Source organism: Cohnella silvisoli (genome assembly GCF_021190915.1).
Taxonomy (GTDB): domain Bacteria; phylum Bacillota; class Bacilli; order Paenibacillales; family Paenibacillaceae; genus Cohnella; species Cohnella silvisoli.
In genome coordinates this window covers 278,028-297,223 of the sequence record NZ_JAIOAP010000004.1, presented here as the reverse complement: position 1 = coordinate 297,223, position 19,196 = coordinate 278,028, and the positions used below count along the sequence as shown (strand labels likewise).

The following is a 19,196-nucleotide window of genomic DNA, read 5'->3' as shown; positions in this document are numbered from 1 at the left end:
TTTCCCAAGGCGGCGGTTTCATTCGGTTAATTTTAACTCGATTATTAGCCTAGCGTGGATTTCAGCATCCAAATTTGTTTCTGGAGATCCTCCACTTGGGAGGTGAGAATGTCAGCCGTCGCATCGTCGCCAGCTTCATCCTCCGCTATCGTGGCGGCATCTTCCAAACCTTTAACTAACTCCTGAAGATCGGCGATCGTAGCGGATAACATATCATTTTCCGTCTTCGCCTTGTTCGCTTCCTTAATCGTAGCCGAGGACAAAAATTCTTTCATCGTAGACACCGGTTTACCCTCGATCGCCAATATCCGTTCCGCCAATTCGTCCAGTTTTAACGCGGCAAGCTCGTACAATTCCTCGAATTTGGCATGAAGCACCGGAAAGTGGGGTCCCTTCACGTACCAATGAAAATGATGGAGCTTAATGTACAGTACCGACCAATTCGATAACTGGACATTTAATGAGTCATGCAACTTAGTCATAGGAATCCCTCCAGCAATCGCTATTGTATCTCCCTTATAAGTTACCCCTAATTCATGCTAAAGACGCATATAAAGAAACAACCCCTCGCAGCATCCTAGGATTCCGCGAAAGGTTGTTGGTATACTTATTTATTCTTTGTTGTCGCCGACAGACTCCAAGCGGCTGATCGCGCGTTGCAACGCCATTTCAGCGCGTTGGTGGTTGATATCGGCTTGCTTCTGAGCAAGACGGCGTTCCGCGCGTTCTTTCGCCAAGCGGGCCCGGGACACATCGATGTCCGCTCCCAGCTCAGCGGCTTCCGCCAGAATAACCACCTTGTCTTTGCGCACTTCCATGAAACCGCCGTGAACGGCAATAAATTCTTCCTTATTGTCGATCTTGGCTTTAACCGGAGCAACCTTCAATGGAGTTACCAAAGGAATATGGTGAGGAAGTATACCTAGCTCACCGGCAACGCCTTTGACGACGACCATGTTCACGTCTTTCTCGTAAACCTTGCGCTCCGGAGTGACGATCTCTAACCGAAAGGTACTCATATCGTTTCCTCCAAACCGGCGGTTGATTAAACCGCAGCAGCGAGTTTCTTCGCTTTCTCGACGGCATCCTCAATCGATCCGACATTGTGGAATGCCGGTTCCGGAAGATCGTCATGTTTCCCTTCGAGGATCTCCTTAAAGCTGCGAATCGTATCTTTGATTGGAGCGTAAACGCCCGGAATCCCGTTGAACGCCTCGGCAACGTGAAGCGGCTGAGACAGGAATAATTGCACGCGACGTGCACGAAGAACGACCTGCTTGTCTTCCTCCGACAGCTCATCCATACCGAGAATCGCGATAATATCTTGAAGCTCTTTGTAGCGCTGAAGCAATTTTTTTACGCCTTGCGCGACGTGGTAATGCTCTTCGCCTACGATTTCCGGAGCTAGAATCCGAGAAGAGGATGCCAGCGGATCTACGGCTGGGAAAATCCCCATCGCAGCGATGTTACGGTCCAAGTTCGTCGTCGCGTCAAGATGCGCGAACGCCGTAGCCGGAGCTGGATCGGTATAGTCATCGGCAGGTACGTAGATCGCTTGAATCGACGTTACGGAACCTTTTTTCGTAGAAGTGATACGCTCTTGAAGCTGACCCATCTCGGTTGCCAGCGTAGGTTGGTAACCAACCGCGGAAGGCATACGGCCTAGCAATGCGGAAACCTCGGAGCCCGCTTGCGTGAACCGGAAGATGTTGTCGACGAACAGAAGCACGTCGCGGCCTTCTTCATCGCGGAAATATTCCGCCATTGTCAGACCTGTTAACGCAACGCGCATACGCGCTCCCGGAGGTTCGTTCATCTGGCCGAACACCATGGCCAGCTTCGCGATTACGCCGGATTCCGTCATCTCGTGATACAAGTCGTTTCCTTCGCGAGTACGCTCGCCAACGCCGGCGAATACGGAAATCCCGCCATGCTCGGAAGCGATGTTGTGAATGAGCTCTTGCATGAGAACCGTTTTACCTACGCCGGCACCGCCGAACAGACCGATTTTACCGCCTTTGGTATAAGGCGCGAGAAGGTCGACGACTTTAATGCCCGTCTCCAGCATTTCCGTCTGGGTCGTGAGTTCTTCGAACGGAGGAGCCGCACGGTGAATCGGGTTCACATGCGTACGGTCTACTACGCCTTTGCCGTCAATCGAATCGCCCAGCACGTTAAATACGCGGCCTAACGTTGCAGGTCCGACCGGAATCGTAATCGGTATGCCAAGGTCAACCGCTTCCGTGCCTCTGACGAGACCGTCAGTGGAGGACATCGCTACCGCGCGGACCAGGTTGTCGCCAAGATGCTGCGCGACTTCAACCGTAAGGCTAATTTCGCGAGCGCCAGCGCTATCCGCTTTTGCTTCAATTTTGATCGCATTGAGTATGTCAGGCAGATGGCCGTGGTCGAATTCGATATCGACAACCGGTCCCAATACCTGAACAACGCGCCCTTTGCTCATGGTTTTACCTCCTGAAGTGCAATTAAACTCTCTCCCCGTCGGGGCTTGAGATCAACCGTCACAAATTTTATTGCTGTGCATTCGCTCCGCCGACGATTTCCGCGATTTCTTGGGTGATTGCCGCTTGCCGCGCGCGGTTGTAAGTGAGCGTCAGTTGCGAGATCATTTTCGTCGCGTTCTTCGTTGCGCTGCCCATTGCCGTCATTCTTGCTCCGAACTCGCTGGCTTTGCCTTCGAGCACCGCGCTGAATACGAGTGTCTCCGCATACTTCGGCAGGAGAACGTTAAGCACCTCTTCCGCGGAAGGCTCGTATTCGTAGTCCGCTTTGTCTCCGCCCGCTTGCATCTGATCAAGCGGAAGCAGCCGTTTAAGCTTTGGTACCTGGGTAATCGCGTTATAGAACTCGTTATACGCTAGATAAAGCTCATCGAAAGTTCCAGCTTCATAGCCTTGAACGGCCTTTGCCGCGATTTCTTTAATATCCGAGAACTTCGGCGTATCGGATATCCCGGTAATTTCATCAACTAGCGCGATATTCCGACGCTTGAAGAAGTCGCGGCCTTTCCGCCCAATGACGAATACGGCATACTCATCCGGAGAATGATGGTTTTCTTTAATCGTAAGCAAGACCTTACGAAGGATGTTGGCATTGTACCCGCCGGCAAGTCCACGGTCCGAAGTAATGACCAGGTATGCCGTTCTCTTAATCGGACGGCTTTGCAGCATCGGATGCTTGCTGCCGCCGGCACCGGAAGCGATGCTGGATACGACTTCCTTCATCTTGTCCGCATAAGGGCGAGATGCGACCGCAGCCTCCTGAGCTTTTCTAAGCTTCGCGGCTGCAACCATTTCCATCGCTTTCGTGATTTGCTTCATATTCTGCTTACTCTTAATCGAGCGCTTAATTTCGCGCATGCCTTTAGCCAATCGTTGTCACCACCTTATTGCCAGGGCCTGCCTTCGGCAAACCCGGCTCAAGCTTTATGTTACAATCCGAGCCATGAAGATTAGCTTATGCCGTTACGGCAAAGCCCTTCTTGAACGCTGCGATCGCATCAACCAAAGCTTTGTCCGTTTCCGGAGTCAAGTCTTTCGTGTCGCGGATAGAGCTGAAAATTTCCGGACGGTTCGCGTCCACATAGGACAAGAATTCCCCTTCGAAGCGGCGAACGTCCTGCACAGGAATCGTATCTACATGACCTCTGGTCACGATGTAAAGGGAAACGACTTGGCGCTCAACCGACAACGGCTGGTTAACGCCTTGCTTAAGAATTTCAAGGGTACGGATACCGCGATCAAGACGGGACTTCGTAACCTTATCAAGGTCGGAGCCGAATTGCGCGAAAGCCGCCAGCTCGCGATATTGGGCAAGGTCGGTTTTAAGAGTACCCGCGACCTTCTTCATCGCTTTGATTTGCGCGGAGCTACCTACCCGGGATACGGAGATACCGACGTTAACCGCCGGACGTTGACCGGAGTAGAATAGATCGGCTTCTAGAAAAATTTGACCATCGGTAATGGAAATAACGTTGGTCGGAATATACGCTGAGACGTCGCCCGCTTGCGTCTCGATGAACGGCAGCGCGGTCAAAGAACCGCCGCCCAGTTCGTCATTCAGCTTAGCAGCGCGCTCTAACAGACGGGAGTGGAGATAGAAAACGTCGCCCGGATACGCTTCGCGGCCCGGAGGACGACGGAGCAGCAAGGAAAGCTCGCGGTATGCGGCAGCTTGCTTGGTCAAGTCATCATAGATGATCAGAACGTGCTTACCGTTGTACATGAAGTACTCGCCCATCGAGCAACCCGTGTACGGTGCAAGATATAAGAGCGGAGCAGGCTCGGATGCGCTTGCGGATACGACAATCGTGTAATCCAAAGCACCTTGTTTACGAAGGCTTTCAACAACGCCGCGAACGGTCGATTGTTTCTGTCCGATAGCGACGTAGATACAGATAACGCCGTTACCTTTTTGGTTAACGATCGTATCGATAGCAATCTGCGTTTTACCGGTCTGACGGTCACCGATGATGAGCTCCCGTTGGCCGCGTCCGATTGGAATCATGGCATCGATAGCTTTGATACCGGTTTGCATAGGCTCATGTACGGATTTCCGTGCCATAACGCCTGGAGCCGGAGATTCAACCGGACGGAATTTCGTCGTGTTGATCGGACCGTTGCCGTCAACCGGTTGTCCCAGCGCGTTTACTACGCGGCCGAGCATTTCCTCACCAACCGGAACTTCCATAATACGGCCGGTTTTCTTAACTTGGTCTCCTTCGCGGATACCTGTAAAAGGACCCATGATGACGACACCGACATTGTCTTCTTCCAGGTTGAGGGCCATGCCCACTACTCCGTTGGAAAACTCGAGCAATTCGCCGGCCATACATTTCTCCAAGCCGTGAACGCGCGCGATTCCGTCTCCGACCTGGATGACGGTACCTACGTCAACGACTTGAATATCGGATTGATACTGCTCGATCTGTTGCTTAATCAGCGTGCTGATTTCTTCGGGCCTAATGCTCAATTCGTTCACCCCTGTCTCCATTGCTAACAAATGGTATTGTAAAATTAAATCGCTGCCGATTGCAGCGCTTTATCCAAACGGTCAAGTTTGCCGCGAAGGCTTCCGTCATACAGCGTATCGCCGATGCGGACGGTAAGTCCTCCGAGCAATTCCGGGTTTACAGAGTTTGTCACCCGAATGGTCTTGCCAAGTAAAGCTCCGAACTTCTCCGCCAGCTTGGATTGCTCGCCGTCGGTCATCGGTTGGAAAGAAATGACGTGCGCGTCGGCGCGACTCAGAACGTCGCCCGCTACCTGAAGGTAGGCAGCCAGTACAGCGGCCAATTCCCCTTCGCGCCCGCGTTCAATCAGCAAGCCGACTAGATTGAGGACGATTGGGGAAGCCTCCGCTCCGAAGGCTTGGGTAAGCGTTTGTTTCTTGGTGTCGAGAGTAATGTTAGGCGCCGTGAGGAACGCGCGAACATCGGCGTTGCTTTCTACGACGTCAACGATTAATTTGAGTTGGGTTTCCGTTTCCGCTATGCGCCCTTGTTGCTGTGCCAGTTGGAACAGCGCCTTGGCGTAACGCTTGGCCACTACCGTACCGCGGCTCATGACTTGTTCCCTACGTCTTGCAAATATTGATCGACAAGCTGCTTCTGCGATTGCTCGTCAACTTGTTTCTCAATGATTTTGGAAGCGATCAGTACGGACAATCCGCTAACCTGGGCTTTCAATGCTGCAACCGCTTTGTTCTTCTCAGTTTCGATATCGCGTATCGCGTCTTCTTTGATGCGGTTCGATTCGTTGCGAGCAGCCAGAACGATTTCATCCGCTTGCTTGGAGCCCGTCGTTTTCGCTTGCTCGATAATATCGTAAGCTTCTTTGCGCGCTTGTTGCAGCGCCTGCTTCTGCTCTTCAATCAAGCGTTCTGCGTCCGTGCGGTTATTCTGGGCGCTCTCCATCTGCTCTTGAACGAGCTGGCGGCGCTTCTCCATAACGCTGAACAACGGTTTGAACGCAAAGCGCGACAAGAGCCAGAACAGAATGGCAAAGGATACTAATTGGACAAAAAAGTTGGACCAAACGATTGACACCGAACTTCACTCCTTTCACACGGCTCAATTGAAGCTACGTGCATTAACTGCAAAAGGAAGGCGTGGAGGGAATTCCGACTCCGCGCCTTACGTTTCGATTAAATTGATTACTTAGCCCACATAAAGGCAAGAACGAGGGAGATGATCGGCATAGCCTCAACGAGACCAACCCCGATGAATGCAGTAGCCGTAAGGGTACCGCGAAGTTCCGGTTGACGGGAAATTCCTTCTACCGTTTTGCTGAAAATCAAACCGTTACCAATACCTGCGCCAAGCGCTCCAAGACCAAATACGATACCTGCTGCTACATATCCGTAAGTATTCAAATCCATTGTGTAAATCCTCCTCAAATAATTGGGTTTTGTTTATTAGTGATCTTCTTCATGAACGATGGACTGTGAAATGTAAACCATAGTCAGCATCGTGAATACAAACGATTGAATCGCACCTACGAAAATACTGAAACCTTGCCACACGAGCATCGCCGGAATACCTACCCAGCCCATGCCGAGGATGACGCCTATCATAACTTCGCCGGCAAAGATGTTACCGAAAAGCCGCAAGCCGAGCGTTAAAGGCTTGGACACAATCTCGATTAGATGAATCGGCAAGAAGACCAGATTCGGATTGTGGGTGTAGTGCTTGAGATAATGCTTGGTGTTATGCCGCAAGCCCTGAATATGGGACAGTACGATGACGATCAACGCCAGCGCCATCGTCATGGCCGCGTCGGCTGTAGGCGATTTCCACCAGGCCCACGCCAAGTGCTCATGCTCGCCCTTCACGATTAGCTCCTGACCGAACACGGTCGGGATATGAGAGCCATGTGCTTCCGTAATGATACTGAACGGAAGGCCTAACATGTTGGAAACGAAAATGTACAGAATAAGCGTCAATCCGAGCGCGAGATAAGGTCTGCCCTTCTTGTAGTCCATCGTCTGTCCGATAATCCCTTGGACGAATTCAACGACCCATTCAATGAAGTTCTGCAGCTTGCCGGGGTTTTCCACCGACAGGTTGCGAACGGCAAGCCGGGCAATGATGAACACGACAAGACTTGAAATGACGACCATCATAATCGCGGCCAAGTCGAACTCGATTCCGCCGATCTCAATAAGCGGTGCTAAATGTTCCATGTTGTCATTTTTCACCCCTTTCGTCATTGGACTGTCCATCTTTCAGACGGCGAATGGTGAATAATCCCAATAACAGTGTCACCAACGGTGAAGCTAATATTCCTGCCGCAGTCGCTGCGAGATTGAAATGCAGCACCTGCACGGAAACAACCGCGGCAAGCACTCCGATAGCTGCGCGGGATAGATAACCGAATCCCGATCTGCTCTTACGGCCGGTCACTGCAAGATCAGCGATACGGGTCGTCTTCCAGGCCAAGTGAAAAGAGCCCAGTAAACTCCCGATGGTACCGATCATAAATCCGCCGAAATATGGCTTGTAATCAGGCCATATTGCCAAGCCTATGCAACCTAAGGACAAAAAAAAGAATGTAATGCGGGTCGTGCGTCTTATCAAAGCGGGCAAATCGTACATCACGGTCTTTCAGCTCCCGTATATTTCCGGATCAGCGCCACGGCCGATCCAATACCCGCTACCAGTCCGATCACCACGCCGGTTAAATACCCGTAAGTGGTACCGTTCCGGTCGTCATACACGGTTCCCAGCCACCAGCCGAGCCCGACGCAGACGGCCAACTCCACACCCAAACCCGCAACGAGGCCAGCGGCCCGCCAAGGATTCTCGTCTTTCGGTAGATTAGGCTTGCGGGGAGACTCCGCCATGGATTTGTCGCTCCTTTGACGCTGCAAGGGTCCGGAAAAGCCTAAGTAAGCCCTTTCTTCCCCATGTTCACGTTTTATTGTATCGTTCGGCGACAACGTTTGTCAATTGATCGAAATTCAAACTTTATGTGAACAACAATCGCGCAAATCCCGTCAAATCAGGAGTTCCCGGCTGTTTAAACCATACAGTTCCGCTGTATGCTGTACGTTTTTTCAAGACAAGCAGACATACTCTTCCAACATTCCCGATCGCTCTGGATGGAATTTGCGAAAATTGGCAAAATAAAGTGCGGGAAGGGAACCGATTCCATGAATCCCGTCTCTGCCGTTTTCGGGAAGGAATGCGCTATCCTTTTACTCCGTTATCGGCCCTTCCGCCACTGCAGTATGTTGCAAAGACCAAAAAAACTGCCTTCACCACCTTGAACCGCAGCGTCGCGTCTTCACCAAGGCCAAAAAACTGCCCTCATCACCCTGAGCCGCAGCGTCGCGCCTTCGCCAAGGCCAAAAAACTGCCCTCATCACCCTGAGCCGCAGCGTCGCGCCTTCGCCAAGGTCAAAAAACTGCCTTCACCACTTGAACCGCAGCATCGCGTCTTCGCCAAGGCCAATAAACTACCCAGGCGGCGTTGCCACCTTGAGATTTTATACTTTCCGCTATGTTAAAAAACCGTTCGGCTTAATGCCGAAACGGTTCAGGTCGATCTGATTTGCCAAAATAATGTAGGATCGCGCCGACGATTCTCTTGGAGGCTTGTCCGTCCCCGTATGGATTAGCCGATTGGCTCATTTTCGCATAAAGATCCTTATCTGTAAGCAGAGCTCGGGTACGGTCGTAGACAACATCCTCATCCGTGCCGACCAACTCGAGCGTTCCCGCATCGATTCCTTCCGGCCGTTCCGTCGTATCGCGCAGGACCAGTACCGGAACGCCATAGGAAGGCGCTTCCTCTTGAAGACCCCCGGAGTCCGTCAGAATCAGATGGGTGTGCGGATAGAAATTATGTAGCTCGACCACGTCTAATGGATCGATCAGCCTAATGCGAGGATGATCCCCGAGAATCTCTTGCGCCGGTCCTCGAACGGCCGGGCTTGGATGAACGGGATAGACGATGGCGATATCCTCGAATTCGTCGGCAATTCGCTTCACCGCCCGGAAGATCTGGCGGTGCGGCTCGCCTTGCGCTTCGCGGCGATGCGCGGTCATTAGGACGAGTTTCTTACCCGCTGCCCAGTCCAAGACAGGATGAGTAAAATCCGGCTGCACCGTATATTGGAACACATCCGTAACCGTGTTGCCCGTAATGTAGATTTGATTTTCGCTTTTGTTCTCTTTGCGCAGATTGCTTGCCGACCAATCGGTCGGGGAGAAATGCAAGTCGGCCAGAACTCCGGTTAGCTGCCGATTCATCTCCTCAGGATAAGGCGAGAGCTTGTTCCATGTGCGCAATCCCGCTTCGACGTGGCCAACCTTAATTTGCTGCATAAATGAAGCGTAACTCGCAAGGAACGTCGTAAGCGTATCGCCATGAACGAGCACCAAGTCCGGCTTCGCTTCCCTTAACACCGGTTCTAAACCTTGCAGGACGCGGATGGAAATATCGTTAAGGGTTTGGCTCGCCTGCATGATGTCCAAGTCGTAGTCGGGCTTGATGTCGAACACTTCTAGAACCTGGTCCAGCATCTGACGATGCTGGGCTGTTACGCAAACTATAGGTTCAATATGTTCGGGATACTTCTGCAACTCCAAGATGAGCGGGGCCATTTTAATCGCTTCCGGCCGCACCCCGAATATAGTCATTACTTTAATTTTATCGCTCAAGTCGGTTATCTCCCTTTATTTAGTCCCATACAGGCGGTCTCCGGCGTCGCCTAGACCCGGTACAATGTAGCCATGCTCATTTAACTTCTCATCTAATGCGGCCAAGTATATGTCGATGTCCGGATGCTGATCCTGAACCGCCTTAACCCCTTCGGGAGCGGCGATCAGACACATCAGCTTCGTCGGTCGGCAGCCTCTCTTCTTGAGCATATCGATCGCCGCGTTCGCGGACCCGCCGGTGGCCAGCATCGGATCGATTACGATCAATTCCCGCTCGGCAACGTCGGAGGGCAGGCTGCAATAATATTCAACGGGCTGCAACGTTTCGTGGTCGCGGTATAAACCGATATGCCCGACTTTAGCCGACGGAATAATTTTCAACACCCCGTCTACCATGCCGAGTCCGGCTCGAAGGATCGGAATGAGGCCCATCATTCTGCCCGCAATGACTTTTCCTTCCGCCATCTGGACCGGCGTATCCACCCGGACGGTGGAAAGAGGCACATCTCTCGTAATTTCGTAAGCCATCAGCATGGCCACTTCGTCAACCAGCTCGCGGAATTGTTTCGTATTAGTCATTTTGTCGCGGATAAAAGTTACTTTGTGTTGGATCAGCGGATGATCGCATATGACGAGACGCCCCATTGAGTTCTTCCCTTTCTTAAACGAACCTATTACGGCATGTACAGCCGCAAGTCCGACGTTGTCCTATGTAGTTTGCCCGTACATTATATCATTGTCTCCGATCAGGTGCATAACATCCGCTCCACGCTTCGTGGACTTCGTCGAAAATTGTCTATAAAAATTCCTTAATTTGGGTTTGGGTGACGGTAAATTCGGCCCGGACAATAAACTCACTACCGCAGAAGCGCTGGCTCTCTTGGAGAAATTTCTCGGCACTAAAGTGGAGAAAGGCGCCGGAAGCCCCAATTGGGTAAAGGATGCCGTGAATGCCGCGATCAAGAACAACCTTATCAAGCCTGATCAAGCGAAGGATATCTCAACCAAATTGTCCGCAAACCGCGGCTTCGTGTTCAAACTCTCCGACGATGCCTTTAAGAATTATAAATTGCCATCCGGAAAAACAATCTATTCTACTTACCACAGCGACACCGTACCCGAAGATACCACTGCCGAAGATGATACCGTTACCGACGGAGTATATTCCGAGGAGGGGGCTGGAACAGCTCCTTGAGTTAAGATGGGACCGAACCCAGCTTATCTGCATAGCATGAAGCAGATCATTCTAGGGAGAGATGCCTATGCAAGCCCGTAATAACGATGACCCCGCCCAAATTTACAAAGCGGATAACCAGTGGTCCGATCAAGTGCGCAGAACGCGCCAGAAGCTCGCCGGGATCTGCAGTCAATGCATGAACCGCGCCGTTCGCGTGCAGACATTGGACGGCCACACCTACGAAGGCGTCGTCATCGGCTCGGACAATTCTTACTTGCACATCATGACCGGTGACGCACGTTTTTTTGGACCCTATGCCTCGAACGCTATACTGACGCTAGTCTTGTACGAGCTTTTGGTTATTACGCTTTTGATTTAAAGTTCCTCCGTGCGTCGGATTAACCCAGGCCATTCAAAAAAGACGTAAGAAAAAAGCCTTCAACCCACTCAGACAGTGGTATTGAAAGCTTTTTTTGTTTCAATATCGGTAGACTTACTTCATCTCACTTAATATCCCAACGTTGGATACAGCGGATATTGCGCGGTCAGTTCGGCAACAATGCCGCGGGCTTTCTCGAGCGTTGCTTCGTCCTCGTGGTTTTTCAGCGTCAGTGCCATTACCTTGGCAATTGTCTTCATCGCTTCCACTCCCATTCCGCGCGTCGTGATAGCCGGCGTACCGATCCGGATGCCGCTCGTGACGAACGGGCTAGTCGGATCGAATGGAATGGCGTTCTTGTTAACCGTGATCGCAACGGAATCGAGAACATGTTCCGCCACTTTGCCCGTGATGTTCAAGTTGCGCGTGTCGATCAGCATCAGGTGGTTGTCGGTGCCGCCGGATACGATGTTGAGGCCTTCGGCGATTAATGCATCCGCCAACGCTTTAGCGTTAACGACTACGTTGCGAGCGTAGTCTTTGAAAGAAGGCTGCAACGCTTCTCCTAATGCGACCGCCTTAGCAGCGATAATATGCATAAGCGGTCCGCCTTGCGTTCCAGGGAATACGGCTTTATCGATAGCCGCCGCCCATGCCTTGCGACATAGGATCATGCCGCCGCGAGGACCGCGAAGCGTTTTGTGCGTCGTTGTCGTGACGAAATGCGCATGCGGAACCGGGCTCGGGTGCTCTCCGCCGGCAACGAGACCGGCAATATGCGCCATGTCGACCATGAACAACGCGCCGACATCGTTGGCGATTTGGCCCATTTTCTCGAAGTCGATCGTCCGCGGATATGCAGATGCTCCGGCTACGATAAGGCGGGGACGATGCTTGAAAGCCGCTTTCCGCACTTCTTCGTAATCGATCGTAAAGGTTTGCTCATCTACGCCGTAAGCAACGAAATTATACAGCAAGCCGGAAGCGTTCGCCGGATTTCCGTGAGTCAGATGTCCGCCATGGGCAAGGTTCATCCCGAGGACGGTATCGCCGGGCTTGAGCACCGCCAAGTAAACCGCCAAGTTCGCTTGCGCGCCGGAGTGAGGCTGCACGTTCGCGTGCTCGGCTCCGAACAATTCTTTGGCGCGGTTGCGGGCGATCTCTTCCGGAATGTCTACGTACTCGCAGCCGCCGTAGTAGCGCTTGCCGGGATATCCTTCAGCGTATTTATTCGTGAGCACGGTGCCCATCGTTTCCAAAACCGCTTCGCTTACGATATTCTCGGATGCGATCAATTCGATGTTGTCGCGCTGACGCTTTAATTCCAAATTCAGTGCTTTAACGATTTCAGGATCCTGCTTGCGTAAATTTTCCAACATAGTAATGAAGCCTCCCAAGTGTTTAGTTATATGGATATTTCATTAATCACAAGTTTTCGTAACGGCATCTTTCGCCTCTAAAGTCGACCGTTCCTCAGGCAAAACGTATACGGCACGCGCTCCGCCGATCAGCCGAGGACGGGTCATCGCCATGTTCACTCTTGCTTGCCCGATCGAATGGATGGACGGCCTTAACGGAACAGCCACGGGACGAAGATGCATCCCGATCATCGTTTCGCCGATATCGATGCCCGCGTGGACTTGCACCGATTCGACCAAGCATGGATCGTCCATCTGCCGATAGACGAATGAAGCCATAGAACCGCCGGCTTTAGGAACGGGAACGGCCGATACCTCGCTCCATCCTTGCGCTTCCGCCACGGACCGTTCGGTCACGAGCGCTCGATTCAAATGCTCGCAGCATTGCCACACGATATGAAACCCGACTCGCTCCCGAACCCGTTCCGCGCCGATATAGATTTGCTCGGCTACGGTTTCCGCTCCCGAGGTGCCGATCCGTTGGCCCTGCACTTCGCTGGTGCTCACTCCGAACACCATGATTCGTCCCGGACGCAATCCACCGATCTGCACCAATTCTTCGAGCAATAATTCCACTTGTTCGGTTATAGACTGAGAATTGTCTGCCATGACTAGACCTCCCAATTAGGACTGATGAGCCTCGATCGCCATGACTTTATGAATACGGTTCTTATGTCTTTCGCCTTCGGAGAACGGGGTTTCGATCCAAATCTTGACGATTTCCTGCGCCAACCCGGGTCCGATCACGCGCTCGCCCATTGCGAGTACGTTCGTATTATTATGTTCTCTCGTCGCTTTGGCGGAAAACATGTCATGTACCAGAGCACAACGGATGCCTGCCGTTTTGTTAGCAGCAATCGACATCCCGATTCCCGTCCCGCATATGAGAATTCCCCGCTCGACTTCCCCGCTGACGACTTTATCGCATACCGGAACGGCATAATCCGGATAATCAACGGAATCGCCACAGCTGCAGCCGACATCTACAAGCTCATGGCCAAGCGATAATAAGAACGGAGCAATTTCATCTTTCAGCCGGTAACCGGCATGATCGGCACCAATCGCTATTTTCATGTAATAAACCTCCTTAATCATGACGACCAACCGCAAACTGGATGATCCTGAGCTTGGTCTCTCTTAACAAAGGTATTATACCTGAATTCCCCTGCCTCAAACAGTTTGGCTTCCCAAGGTTTGTCGCAGCGCGTCAGATCATCCCTCCCCGTTCGCCCGCACACAGGTTGATAAAGACAAAAAAGAGCAAACGTGCTTCCGCACGTTGCTCTTTGCCCAGGCGACCGGCCGTCATTCCGATGCTCCACCGTGGTTTGATCCACTTGTCGTCGCCAGTTACATCGGAACCTTGAAGTTATAGCTTAATCATACCTAAGGAGAAGGCAAAAATCAATCATTGTTCTTGGGGATCCGAATCCAATTTGTCGACTAAGGTCAATAAAATATCTTCGATTTCATCGGCGCACTGCTCATATAGCAACAATGGCCCGCCAAACGGGTCGGCGATATCGAAATCGGGTATGCTCCGTTGAAGCTCGAACAGTCTTGCACGTTGTTCGGCATTCAGATTCTGGCCTAAAGCCTGCCTGACCTGCCATTCGGAATATAATCTTTCGGCTTCTGCCACGTCGTCCATGACGGGGTCCCCGCGCAGCGCGTATTCTTTGAGTGTGAAAGTTTTTGAGATGGCTGCGGGAAACTTCTGCAGAATCGCGCGCTTATGCCCAGCGGTCATCGTCAAAATTAAATTCGCCCAAGCAACCTCTTCCGCGGATAATGACGTGGATGGGCCGGGCAATACCAGTTTACGTTTTCTAAGCGTTGCTGCCGCATGGGGAGAAATCGGCAACCCGCTTGCCGTAGAAACTCCGGCGGATTTAATCTCGAGCGGCTTCCCGCCGCGCGCCGCCAAATCCTTGAGCATCGCTTCAGCCATCGGGCTGCGGCAAGTATTGCCCGTACATACGATTAAGATTCGGTTCATTTTCTCCCCTCCTTGCTCTTGGATGAGTTCCAAAGCTTATACTAGAAATAATAGACCAAATGCGAATAAAATAACACCGCCAAGCGCCTCTCCATATCCTCCCAAGGAACGGCTTGCCCGCCGTCCTAACAATAACCCGAACACGCTCATCATTCCGCCGAAAAATCCGAACATAAGGACGGTAAGCAGCAAGTGCGCGGAGAACATCCCCAAAGAGACGCCTACGGAAAAAGAATCGATGCTGACGCTGAAAGAAAATACGAGCATCCCCCACACCGTGCGATGATCAATGGAGTCAACCGCTTCCCCGCGCAGGGAACTGTATACCATATGTCCTCCGAGCAGCAAAAGCAACGCACCCGCGACAGAAGTCGCGATTCCGCCGAGAAGCCCGCTTACGTATTGTCCGGTAATCATCCCGCCGAGCGGCATGAGCACGTGGAATACGGCGATGATCGAGCTTAATTTTAACACGTCGCGAAGCCTGACGCCTTTCAGGCCGATGCCGATTCCAAGCGAGAAAGCGTCCATGCCCAGAGCGACCGCCATCACGAGTATGGTCAACATCTGCCCGGTTGCCGCGGACACGTCGAACATAGCTTGTCCCCCCTATTCGTCACCTTACGCCGTTCGTACACTCTAGTCCTCTCTCCAACATATGCGGACAAGAGGGGGAACATGCACTACTGCGAGGAACTTGAAAGGGACTGAGCCAAACGCAAACAGCGATTAATCGTCAAACGATGATCTCATTTCCTCCGGAAGCTTTGCGCAACCGATTCATGAGCGCGGCTCCGATTCCTTCTTCAGGATAACCTTCCGCGATAATGAAATCCAATCCGCGCTCGTCGCATTCTCGAAGATTGGCGTATAGAGATTGAGCTGCCTTAATCGGTGTGGTCATGGAGCCGCAATCAAACACAGCTTCCGCTTGGTAGCGAGACACGTGTTCCGTACAGGATAGTACTGCAACACGGCAGCCCCTGAGCGTTGCTTCATTCGCCTGCTGTTGAACGAACGCGATCAGCTTGTCCCTATTTTGTCCGATTACGAGCAGCATCTCGCCTTTAGGAGCATAGTGGGTATATTTAATGCCGGGGGACCGAGGGGCTTCCGTGCGTCCGGCGACGGAATCAAAGGCGATTTCCATTTTTGGAGCCTCGGTCTGAACCCGATCCTCTGCCGCAACGATAACCTCTACAGTCTTTCCGACAGCTTCTTGAAGTTGTTCGCGCGTAATTCCTCCGGGCCTAAGAATATAAATCTTCCCTTCTAAAACCCGAACAACGGTCGATTCCAACCCCACGCCGGTCGCACCGCCATCAAGCACCCCGTCGATCCGCCCGTCCAAGTCCTCCATCACATGTCGGGCTTGCGTCGGGCTAGGCCGACCTGAACGGTTCGCGCTGGGCGCCGCGAGCGGACAGCCCGATTGCTCGATGAGCTGCCTAGCTAACTCATTCGCAGGAACTCTTACCGCTACGGTATCTAACCCCGCAGTCACAAGCTTAGATACAGCTCCCTCTCTTACGGGCAGCACAAGGGTTAGCGGACCTGGCCAGAAAGCCGACATTAGCGCTTGTTCCACGTCATTTATCCGTTCCGCGAGGGTGTGCACCTCTTCGCGGTCCGCCAAATGCACGATTAGCGGATTGTCCGAAGGTCTTCCTTTCGCCGCGAAAATCCGTTTTACTGCCACTGAACTCCGGGCATCCCCGCCAAGCCCATATACCGTCTCCGTCGGAAATGCAATAACGCCGCCAGCGGCGAGTACCGCGGCGGCTTCCTTTAATCCGGCCTGAGATTGCTCCGCAGGCCAATATTTGGTCTCCACCGTCATGTCGTCTTCCATCCTCGTCGGTCGCCTGTCATTCGGGCAGCCGAACCATCTCGTTTCCGTTATTATAGCACAGCCTCTAAGAGAACAAAGAGCCTAGGAATGCAATGATCTTCTTAATAAGTTCCCAGAGGAAAAATTTCGCATGCGGCTTTTCGTTGGCGGGTTGGTTTTTATCTGCTTTTGCTTTCGCAAGATCTTTCTTCGTGGAGATTTGTTTTACCTTCGATGCAGACGCATCGTCGTCTTTCGCCGTTGCTGCCGTTAAGCATAAGGGCGGGAACAATACACACCACCAGTTTTTTCCCGCGCCTTGGCCGAGCGTAATTCGCAATGCCTCGTAGTTTCCCGCCGCGTAGCTTGTTCCGTCGAATATTTTTTCCGGAAAAGGAACTTTAGCCAACTCCACATTGCCGCCATACGACGCATCATATTCAATAAGCTTAGCGTTTACTAGTTGCTGGATTTGGGGGAGATGGGCTTTGATCAATTGGCGGGCTTCATCATGAGAAGCGGGCATAGCGCCCCAAGACTCAACCAATGCAGCCACATCGTCGCGTAGCTTAACTTTCAATTGTTGATCCGAATCGTTGTCGGAATTAGCGATTATGCGAATGCGTATCGCATCGTCGGGAATAAGCTTACCAGAGCTCGCCGAGGCGAACTGTCCGATTAAAGCGGATAGGCCTAGAAAGATTGCAAAGCCTGCTAGTGTCATTTTACTTGCGATAAGAAAAAAGAATGATTGGGAATGATGGCTGTGCCGCATAGGTTCTCGCTCCTTGAAGCACCCGTCGGTGCATCGCTATGCGTTCCGGAACGTCTTAGCCCTCATTATGTCCGGATTTGAACTCTATAAACCTATTAAATAAAATTTAGATGCCGCCAACTATACCCCTCTCAATTAATATCTAATGAAACCCGCGAAAAATGTCGAAATATATCCTATTAAAATATTTTTTGCCGAAAAGCGCCTATGAGAAGAGGGATCAGATGAAAATCTGCATTAAGCTTCTAATCGCTTTTGCCGCAATGATTGTCCTGCTTTTAATCCTAGGTTTGTACACGTTCAATCAGACGAAACTAACCCGGGCTGCTCATCAAGAAATGTTGAGGGATGCTGAATTTCGCTTTGATCTCAAATCGGTTCAATTCCAGCTTGCTGGGATGTCTAACGACGAAAGGGCTTTCATCCTGAACGGGGATCCCCAATTTAAATCAGAAATCGCCAAGAAGGATGCACAGATGCGAGACCTGCTGTCCGCCATTAAATCTAATCCAACGCTTGATTCGTCGGACCTTGAAACGATGGCTCGAGCCGAGGAGGAATACGAAAAATATTTCAAAGTGAGTCAGCAAGTACTATCTTTCATCGGCAGAGGTAAAGCAAGCGAAGCGGAGACTCTGCATTTTTCGAACGAAAGGGAAGCACGCAAAAATCTAAACGCCGTCATCGACCCTTTGCTTGAGAAATTGGTCACCGAAATGAATCAAGATCTGTTAGATCGTCAGGCGGAAAATAATCGTCATAACATGACCATGCTTGTTATTTTCGCTATAAGCGTTATCATCGCGATCATCATCGGCTTGTTATTAGCCCGTTCGATTACGAGACCTCTGCGCCAGGTAGAAGTCCAGATTAGAGAAATAGCCGAAGGCCATGGCGATCTCAGTCGTGAAATTATTTTAAGCTCTAAAGACGAGATTGCCGAGCTCGCCCATTCTTTTAACCGCATGGTGCGCAATTTACGCTCTATTTTGTCCCAGGCCCAAGATACTGCGATTCAAGTGGCGGCATCCTCTGAACAGCTGACGGCCAGCGCGGAGCAAACGACCTTGGCAACGGAACAAATCGTGGCAGCGACCCAATTGATAACGGTCAGCGCGGAAAAAGAACAGCAGCACGTTGCGGAAGCAGTTGCGGCTGTTCAACAAATGTCGGCAGGTATTGGGCAAGTGTCCGCCAGCAACGAAGAAGTATTCCGTCTTGCCCACTCGGCGTCGGATGCTTCAACCCAGGGAATTCACGCCGTTCAAGACGTCCTCCAAGGGATGAAGGAAATTCAAGAAACGGTTCGGCATGCGGCATCGGCCATTCAGTCGTTGGGCGACCGCTCGCAACAAATAGGCGGAATCACGAACATCATAACGGACATAGCCTACCGGACCAATCTGCTCTCTCTTAATGCCGGTATAGAGGCAGCCCGGGCGGGCGAACACGGCAAAGGTTTCGCCGTCGTTGCCCAAGAAATCCGGAAGCTGGCAGAGCAGTCCAAAGAATCTACCCTGCAAATTTCCGAGCTGATCGAAGGCATCCTGATTGAAACCCAGAAAGCCGTAACCGCCATGCATAATGGGACGGAGAAAGTAAATCTGGGGCTATCCAGGGCGGAATTAGCAGACGAAGTATTCCACACTATCGGTACTAATGTTTCAGCCGTAAACTCGCAATTAGAACAAACGGCGACAACGACGACGCAATTGGCTGCATCCAGCAAGCAAATCGTGGCGATGGTTGAGGGCGTATCCGCTGCGAGCAATGAGGTAGCCGCATCCTGCCAGAGCAACTCCGCTTCCACGGAGGAGCAGCTTGCTACAATGGAGGAAATAAGCTCCTCCTCCCAAGCCTTATCCAAACTTGCCGAGGATTTGCACAACGTGTTGTCTGGCTTTAAATTGCATTAGTTAGTTTTCATTTTCA

23 protein-coding genes and 1 riboswitch are annotated in these 19,196 nt (G+C 51.8%); of the genes, 3 read left to right on the top strand and 20 right to left on the bottom strand.

The features are described from left to right. Positions 1-44: 44 nt before the first annotated feature. The 13 genes from K7P76_RS10545 to upp form a co-directional block, all read right to left on the bottom strand. The gene (locus K7P76_RS10545) at positions 45-482 is read right to left on the bottom strand and encodes a Dps family protein (protein WP_232185256.1); all 438 of its coding nucleotides are present in this window, start codon (positions 480-482) and stop codon (positions 45-47) included. A 129-nt stretch (positions 483-611) separates the two neighbouring features. Continuing rightward, positions 612-1,019, bottom strand: coding sequence for a F0F1 ATP synthase subunit epsilon (locus K7P76_RS10540; RefSeq protein ID WP_232185255.1), 408 nt, complete (start codon positions 1,017-1,019; stop codon positions 612-614). A 26-nt stretch (positions 1,020-1,045) separates the two neighbouring features. Then, positions 1,046-2,464 carry a F0F1 ATP synthase subunit beta gene (gene atpD / locus K7P76_RS10535; protein ID WP_232185254.1) on the bottom strand — a complete coding sequence of 473 codons (1,419 nt, stop codon included), beginning with the start codon at positions 2,462-2,464 and terminating at the stop codon, positions 1,046-1,048. Positions 2,465-2,531: 67 nt separating this feature from the next. Then, the gene (atpG, locus tag K7P76_RS10530; RefSeq protein WP_304518395.1) at positions 2,532-3,392 is read right to left on the bottom strand and encodes an ATP synthase F1 subunit gamma; all 861 of its coding nucleotides are present in this window, start codon (positions 3,390-3,392) and stop codon (positions 2,532-2,534) included. 85 nt (positions 3,393-3,477) lie between these two features. Then, the gene (atpA, locus tag K7P76_RS10525; RefSeq protein WP_232185378.1) at positions 3,478-4,992 is read right to left on the bottom strand and encodes a F0F1 ATP synthase subunit alpha; all 1,515 of its coding nucleotides are present in this window, start codon (positions 4,990-4,992) and stop codon (positions 3,478-3,480) included. A 44-nt stretch (positions 4,993-5,036) separates the two neighbouring features. Then, positions 5,037-5,585 (bottom strand): F0F1 ATP synthase subunit delta, encoded by a 549-nt coding sequence (locus K7P76_RS10520; RefSeq protein ID WP_232185253.1) that lies wholly within the window; start codon positions 5,583-5,585, stop codon positions 5,037-5,039. Next, on the bottom strand, positions 5,582-6,067 hold the full coding sequence (atpF, locus tag K7P76_RS10515; RefSeq protein WP_232185252.1) for a F0F1 ATP synthase subunit B: 486 nt from the start codon (positions 6,065-6,067) through the stop codon (positions 5,582-5,584). The genes K7P76_RS10520 and atpF overlap by 4 nt, the downstream gene beginning before the upstream one ends. A 107-nt stretch (positions 6,068-6,174) precedes the next feature. Continuing rightward, positions 6,175-6,399 (bottom strand): F0F1 ATP synthase subunit C, encoded by a 225-nt coding sequence (gene atpE, locus K7P76_RS10510; protein ID WP_232185251.1) that lies wholly within the window; start codon positions 6,397-6,399, stop codon positions 6,175-6,177. Positions 6,400-6,435: 36 nt separating this feature from the next. After that, complete coding sequence (atpB, locus tag K7P76_RS10505) at positions 6,436-7,203, bottom strand: F0F1 ATP synthase subunit A (protein ID WP_232185250.1); 768 nt, start codon at positions 7,201-7,203, stop codon at positions 6,436-6,438. A 4-nt stretch (positions 7,204-7,207) separates the two neighbouring features. Next, a complete protein-coding gene (locus tag K7P76_RS10500; RefSeq protein ID WP_255678439.1) occupies positions 7,208-7,615 on the bottom strand; it encodes an ATP synthase subunit I in 408 nt (135 codons plus the stop codon). Next, entirely contained in the window at positions 7,615-7,863 is a 249-nt protein-coding gene (locus K7P76_RS10495) for an AtpZ/AtpI family protein (protein WP_232185248.1), read from the bottom strand. Before K7P76_RS10495 ends, K7P76_RS10500 begins: the two co-directional genes overlap by 1 nt. Before the next feature lie 679 nt (positions 7,864-8,542). Beyond that, entirely contained in the window at positions 8,543-9,664 is a 1,122-nt protein-coding gene (wecB, locus tag K7P76_RS10490) for a non-hydrolyzing UDP-N-acetylglucosamine 2-epimerase (protein WP_232185377.1), read from the bottom strand. A gap of 36 nt (positions 9,665-9,700) precedes the next feature. After that, positions 9,701-10,330 carry a uracil phosphoribosyltransferase gene (upp, locus tag K7P76_RS10485; protein WP_232185247.1) on the bottom strand — a complete coding sequence of 210 codons (630 nt, stop codon included), beginning with the start codon at positions 10,328-10,330 and terminating at the stop codon, positions 9,701-9,703. A gap of 169 nt (positions 10,331-10,499) precedes the next feature. Between upp and K7P76_RS10480 the strand changes: the two genes are divergently transcribed. Both K7P76_RS10480 and K7P76_RS10475 read left to right on the top strand, forming a co-directional pair. Beyond that, positions 10,500-10,880 carry a hypothetical protein gene (locus tag K7P76_RS10480; protein WP_232185246.1) on the top strand — a complete coding sequence of 127 codons (381 nt, stop codon included), beginning with the start codon at positions 10,500-10,502 and terminating at the stop codon, positions 10,878-10,880. A gap of 67 nt (positions 10,881-10,947) precedes the next feature. Beyond that, the gene (locus K7P76_RS10475) at positions 10,948-11,241 is read left to right on the top strand and encodes an LSm family protein (RefSeq protein WP_232185245.1); all 294 of its coding nucleotides are present in this window, start codon (positions 10,948-10,950) and stop codon (positions 11,239-11,241) included. Positions 11,242-11,369: 128 nt separating this feature from the next. On the opposite strand, the gene glyA is transcribed toward K7P76_RS10475, so the two are convergent. From glyA to K7P76_RS10440, 7 genes are all read right to left on the bottom strand, one after another. Beyond that, positions 11,370-12,620: a serine hydroxymethyltransferase gene (gene glyA, locus K7P76_RS10470; RefSeq protein WP_232185244.1), complete on the bottom strand. Its 1,251-nt coding sequence runs from the start codon at positions 12,618-12,620 to the stop codon at positions 11,370-11,372. 42 nt (positions 12,621-12,662) lie between these two features. Then, a complete protein-coding gene (locus tag K7P76_RS10465; RefSeq protein ID WP_232185243.1) occupies positions 12,663-13,268 on the bottom strand; it encodes a TIGR01440 family protein in 606 nt (201 codons plus the stop codon). 15 nt (positions 13,269-13,283) lie between these two features. Further along, complete coding sequence (rpiB, locus tag K7P76_RS10460) at positions 13,284-13,733, bottom strand: ribose 5-phosphate isomerase B (protein WP_232185242.1); 450 nt, start codon at positions 13,731-13,733, stop codon at positions 13,284-13,286. A gap of 207 nt (positions 13,734-13,940) precedes the next feature. Then, positions 13,941-14,023, bottom strand: a riboswitch (ZMP/ZTP riboswitch). 44 nt (positions 14,024-14,067) lie between these two features. Continuing rightward, positions 14,068-14,658 (bottom strand): low molecular weight protein arginine phosphatase, encoded by a 591-nt coding sequence (locus K7P76_RS10455; protein ID WP_232185241.1) that lies wholly within the window; start codon positions 14,656-14,658, stop codon positions 14,068-14,070. Between the two features lie 36 nt (positions 14,659-14,694). After that, the gene (locus K7P76_RS10450) at positions 14,695-15,255 is read right to left on the bottom strand and encodes a manganese efflux pump MntP (protein ID WP_232185240.1); all 561 of its coding nucleotides are present in this window, start codon (positions 15,253-15,255) and stop codon (positions 14,695-14,697) included. 139 nt (positions 15,256-15,394) lie between these two features. Then, positions 15,395-16,498: an L-threonylcarbamoyladenylate synthase gene (locus tag K7P76_RS10445; RefSeq protein ID WP_232185239.1), complete on the bottom strand. Its 1,104-nt coding sequence runs from the start codon at positions 16,496-16,498 to the stop codon at positions 15,395-15,397. 76 nt (positions 16,499-16,574) lie between these two features. Then, on the bottom strand, positions 16,575-17,264 hold the full coding sequence (locus K7P76_RS10440) for a stage II sporulation protein R (RefSeq protein WP_232185238.1): 690 nt from the start codon (positions 17,262-17,264) through the stop codon (positions 16,575-16,577). Between the two features lie 224 nt (positions 17,265-17,488). Here K7P76_RS10440 and K7P76_RS10435 point away from each other — a divergent pair, with 224 nt between their 5' ends. Then, positions 17,489-19,180: a methyl-accepting chemotaxis protein gene (locus tag K7P76_RS10435; RefSeq protein ID WP_232185237.1), complete on the top strand. Its 1,692-nt coding sequence runs from the start codon at positions 17,489-17,491 to the stop codon at positions 19,178-19,180. The last annotated feature ends 16 nt before the right edge of the window (positions 19,181-19,196 follow it).

Coding starts and splice junctions, on each gene's coding strand:
- K7P76_RS10545 (WP_232185256.1), bottom strand. CDS start 482: ATGACTAAGTTGCATGACTCATTAAATGTCCAGTTATCGAATTGGTCG.
- K7P76_RS10455 (WP_232185241.1), bottom strand. CDS start 14,658: ATGAACCGAATCTTAATCGTATGTACGGGCAATACTTGCCGCAGCCCG.
- K7P76_RS10520 (WP_232185253.1), bottom strand. CDS start 5,585: ATGAGCCGCGGTACGGTAGTGGCCAAGCGTTACGCCAAGGCGCTGTTC.
- K7P76_RS10440 (WP_232185238.1), bottom strand. CDS start 17,264: ATGCGGCACAGCCATCATTCCCAATCATTCTTTTTTCTTATCGCAAGT.
- K7P76_RS10435 (WP_232185237.1), top strand. CDS start 17,489: ATGAAAATCTGCATTAAGCTTCTAATCGCTTTTGCCGCAATGATTGTC.
- upp (WP_232185247.1), bottom strand. CDS start 10,330: ATGGGGCGTCTCGTCATATGCGATCATCCGCTGATCCAACACAAAGTA.
- glyA (WP_232185244.1), bottom strand. CDS start 12,620: ATGTTGGAAAATTTACGCAAGCAGGATCCTGAAATCGTTAAAGCACTG.
- K7P76_RS10445 (WP_232185239.1), bottom strand. CDS start 16,498: ATGACGGTGGAGACCAAATATTGGCCTGCGGAGCAATCTCAGGCCGGA.
- K7P76_RS10495 (WP_232185248.1), bottom strand. CDS start 7,863: ATGGCGGAGTCTCCCCGCAAGCCTAATCTACCGAAAGACGAGAATCCT.
- K7P76_RS10500 (WP_255678439.1), bottom strand. CDS start 7,615: ATGTACGATTTGCCCGCTTTGATAAGACGCACGACCCGCATTACATTC.
- K7P76_RS10475 (WP_232185245.1), top strand. CDS start 10,948: ATGCAAGCCCGTAATAACGATGACCCCGCCCAAATTTACAAAGCGGAT.
- rpiB (WP_232185242.1), bottom strand. CDS start 13,733: ATGAAAATAGCGATTGGTGCCGATCATGCCGGTTACCGGCTGAAAGAT.
- K7P76_RS10450 (WP_232185240.1), bottom strand. CDS start 15,255: ATGTTCGACGTGTCCGCGGCAACCGGGCAGATGTTGACCATACTCGTG.
- K7P76_RS10540 (WP_232185255.1), bottom strand. CDS start 1,019: ATGAGTACCTTTCGGTTAGAGATCGTCACTCCGGAGCGCAAGGTTTAC.
- atpD (WP_232185254.1), bottom strand. CDS start 2,464: ATGAGCAAAGGGCGCGTTGTTCAGGTATTGGGACCGGTTGTCGATATC.
- atpB (WP_232185250.1), bottom strand. CDS start 7,203: ATGGAACATTTAGCACCGCTTATTGAGATCGGCGGAATCGAGTTCGAC.
- wecB (WP_232185377.1), bottom strand. CDS start 9,664: ATGACTATATTCGGGGTGCGGCCGGAAGCGATTAAAATGGCCCCGCTC.
- K7P76_RS10465 (WP_232185243.1), bottom strand. CDS start 13,268: ATGGCAGACAATTCTCAGTCTATAACCGAACAAGTGGAATTATTGCTC.
- atpE (WP_232185251.1), bottom strand. CDS start 6,399: ATGGATTTGAATACTTACGGATATGTAGCAGCAGGTATCGTATTTGGT.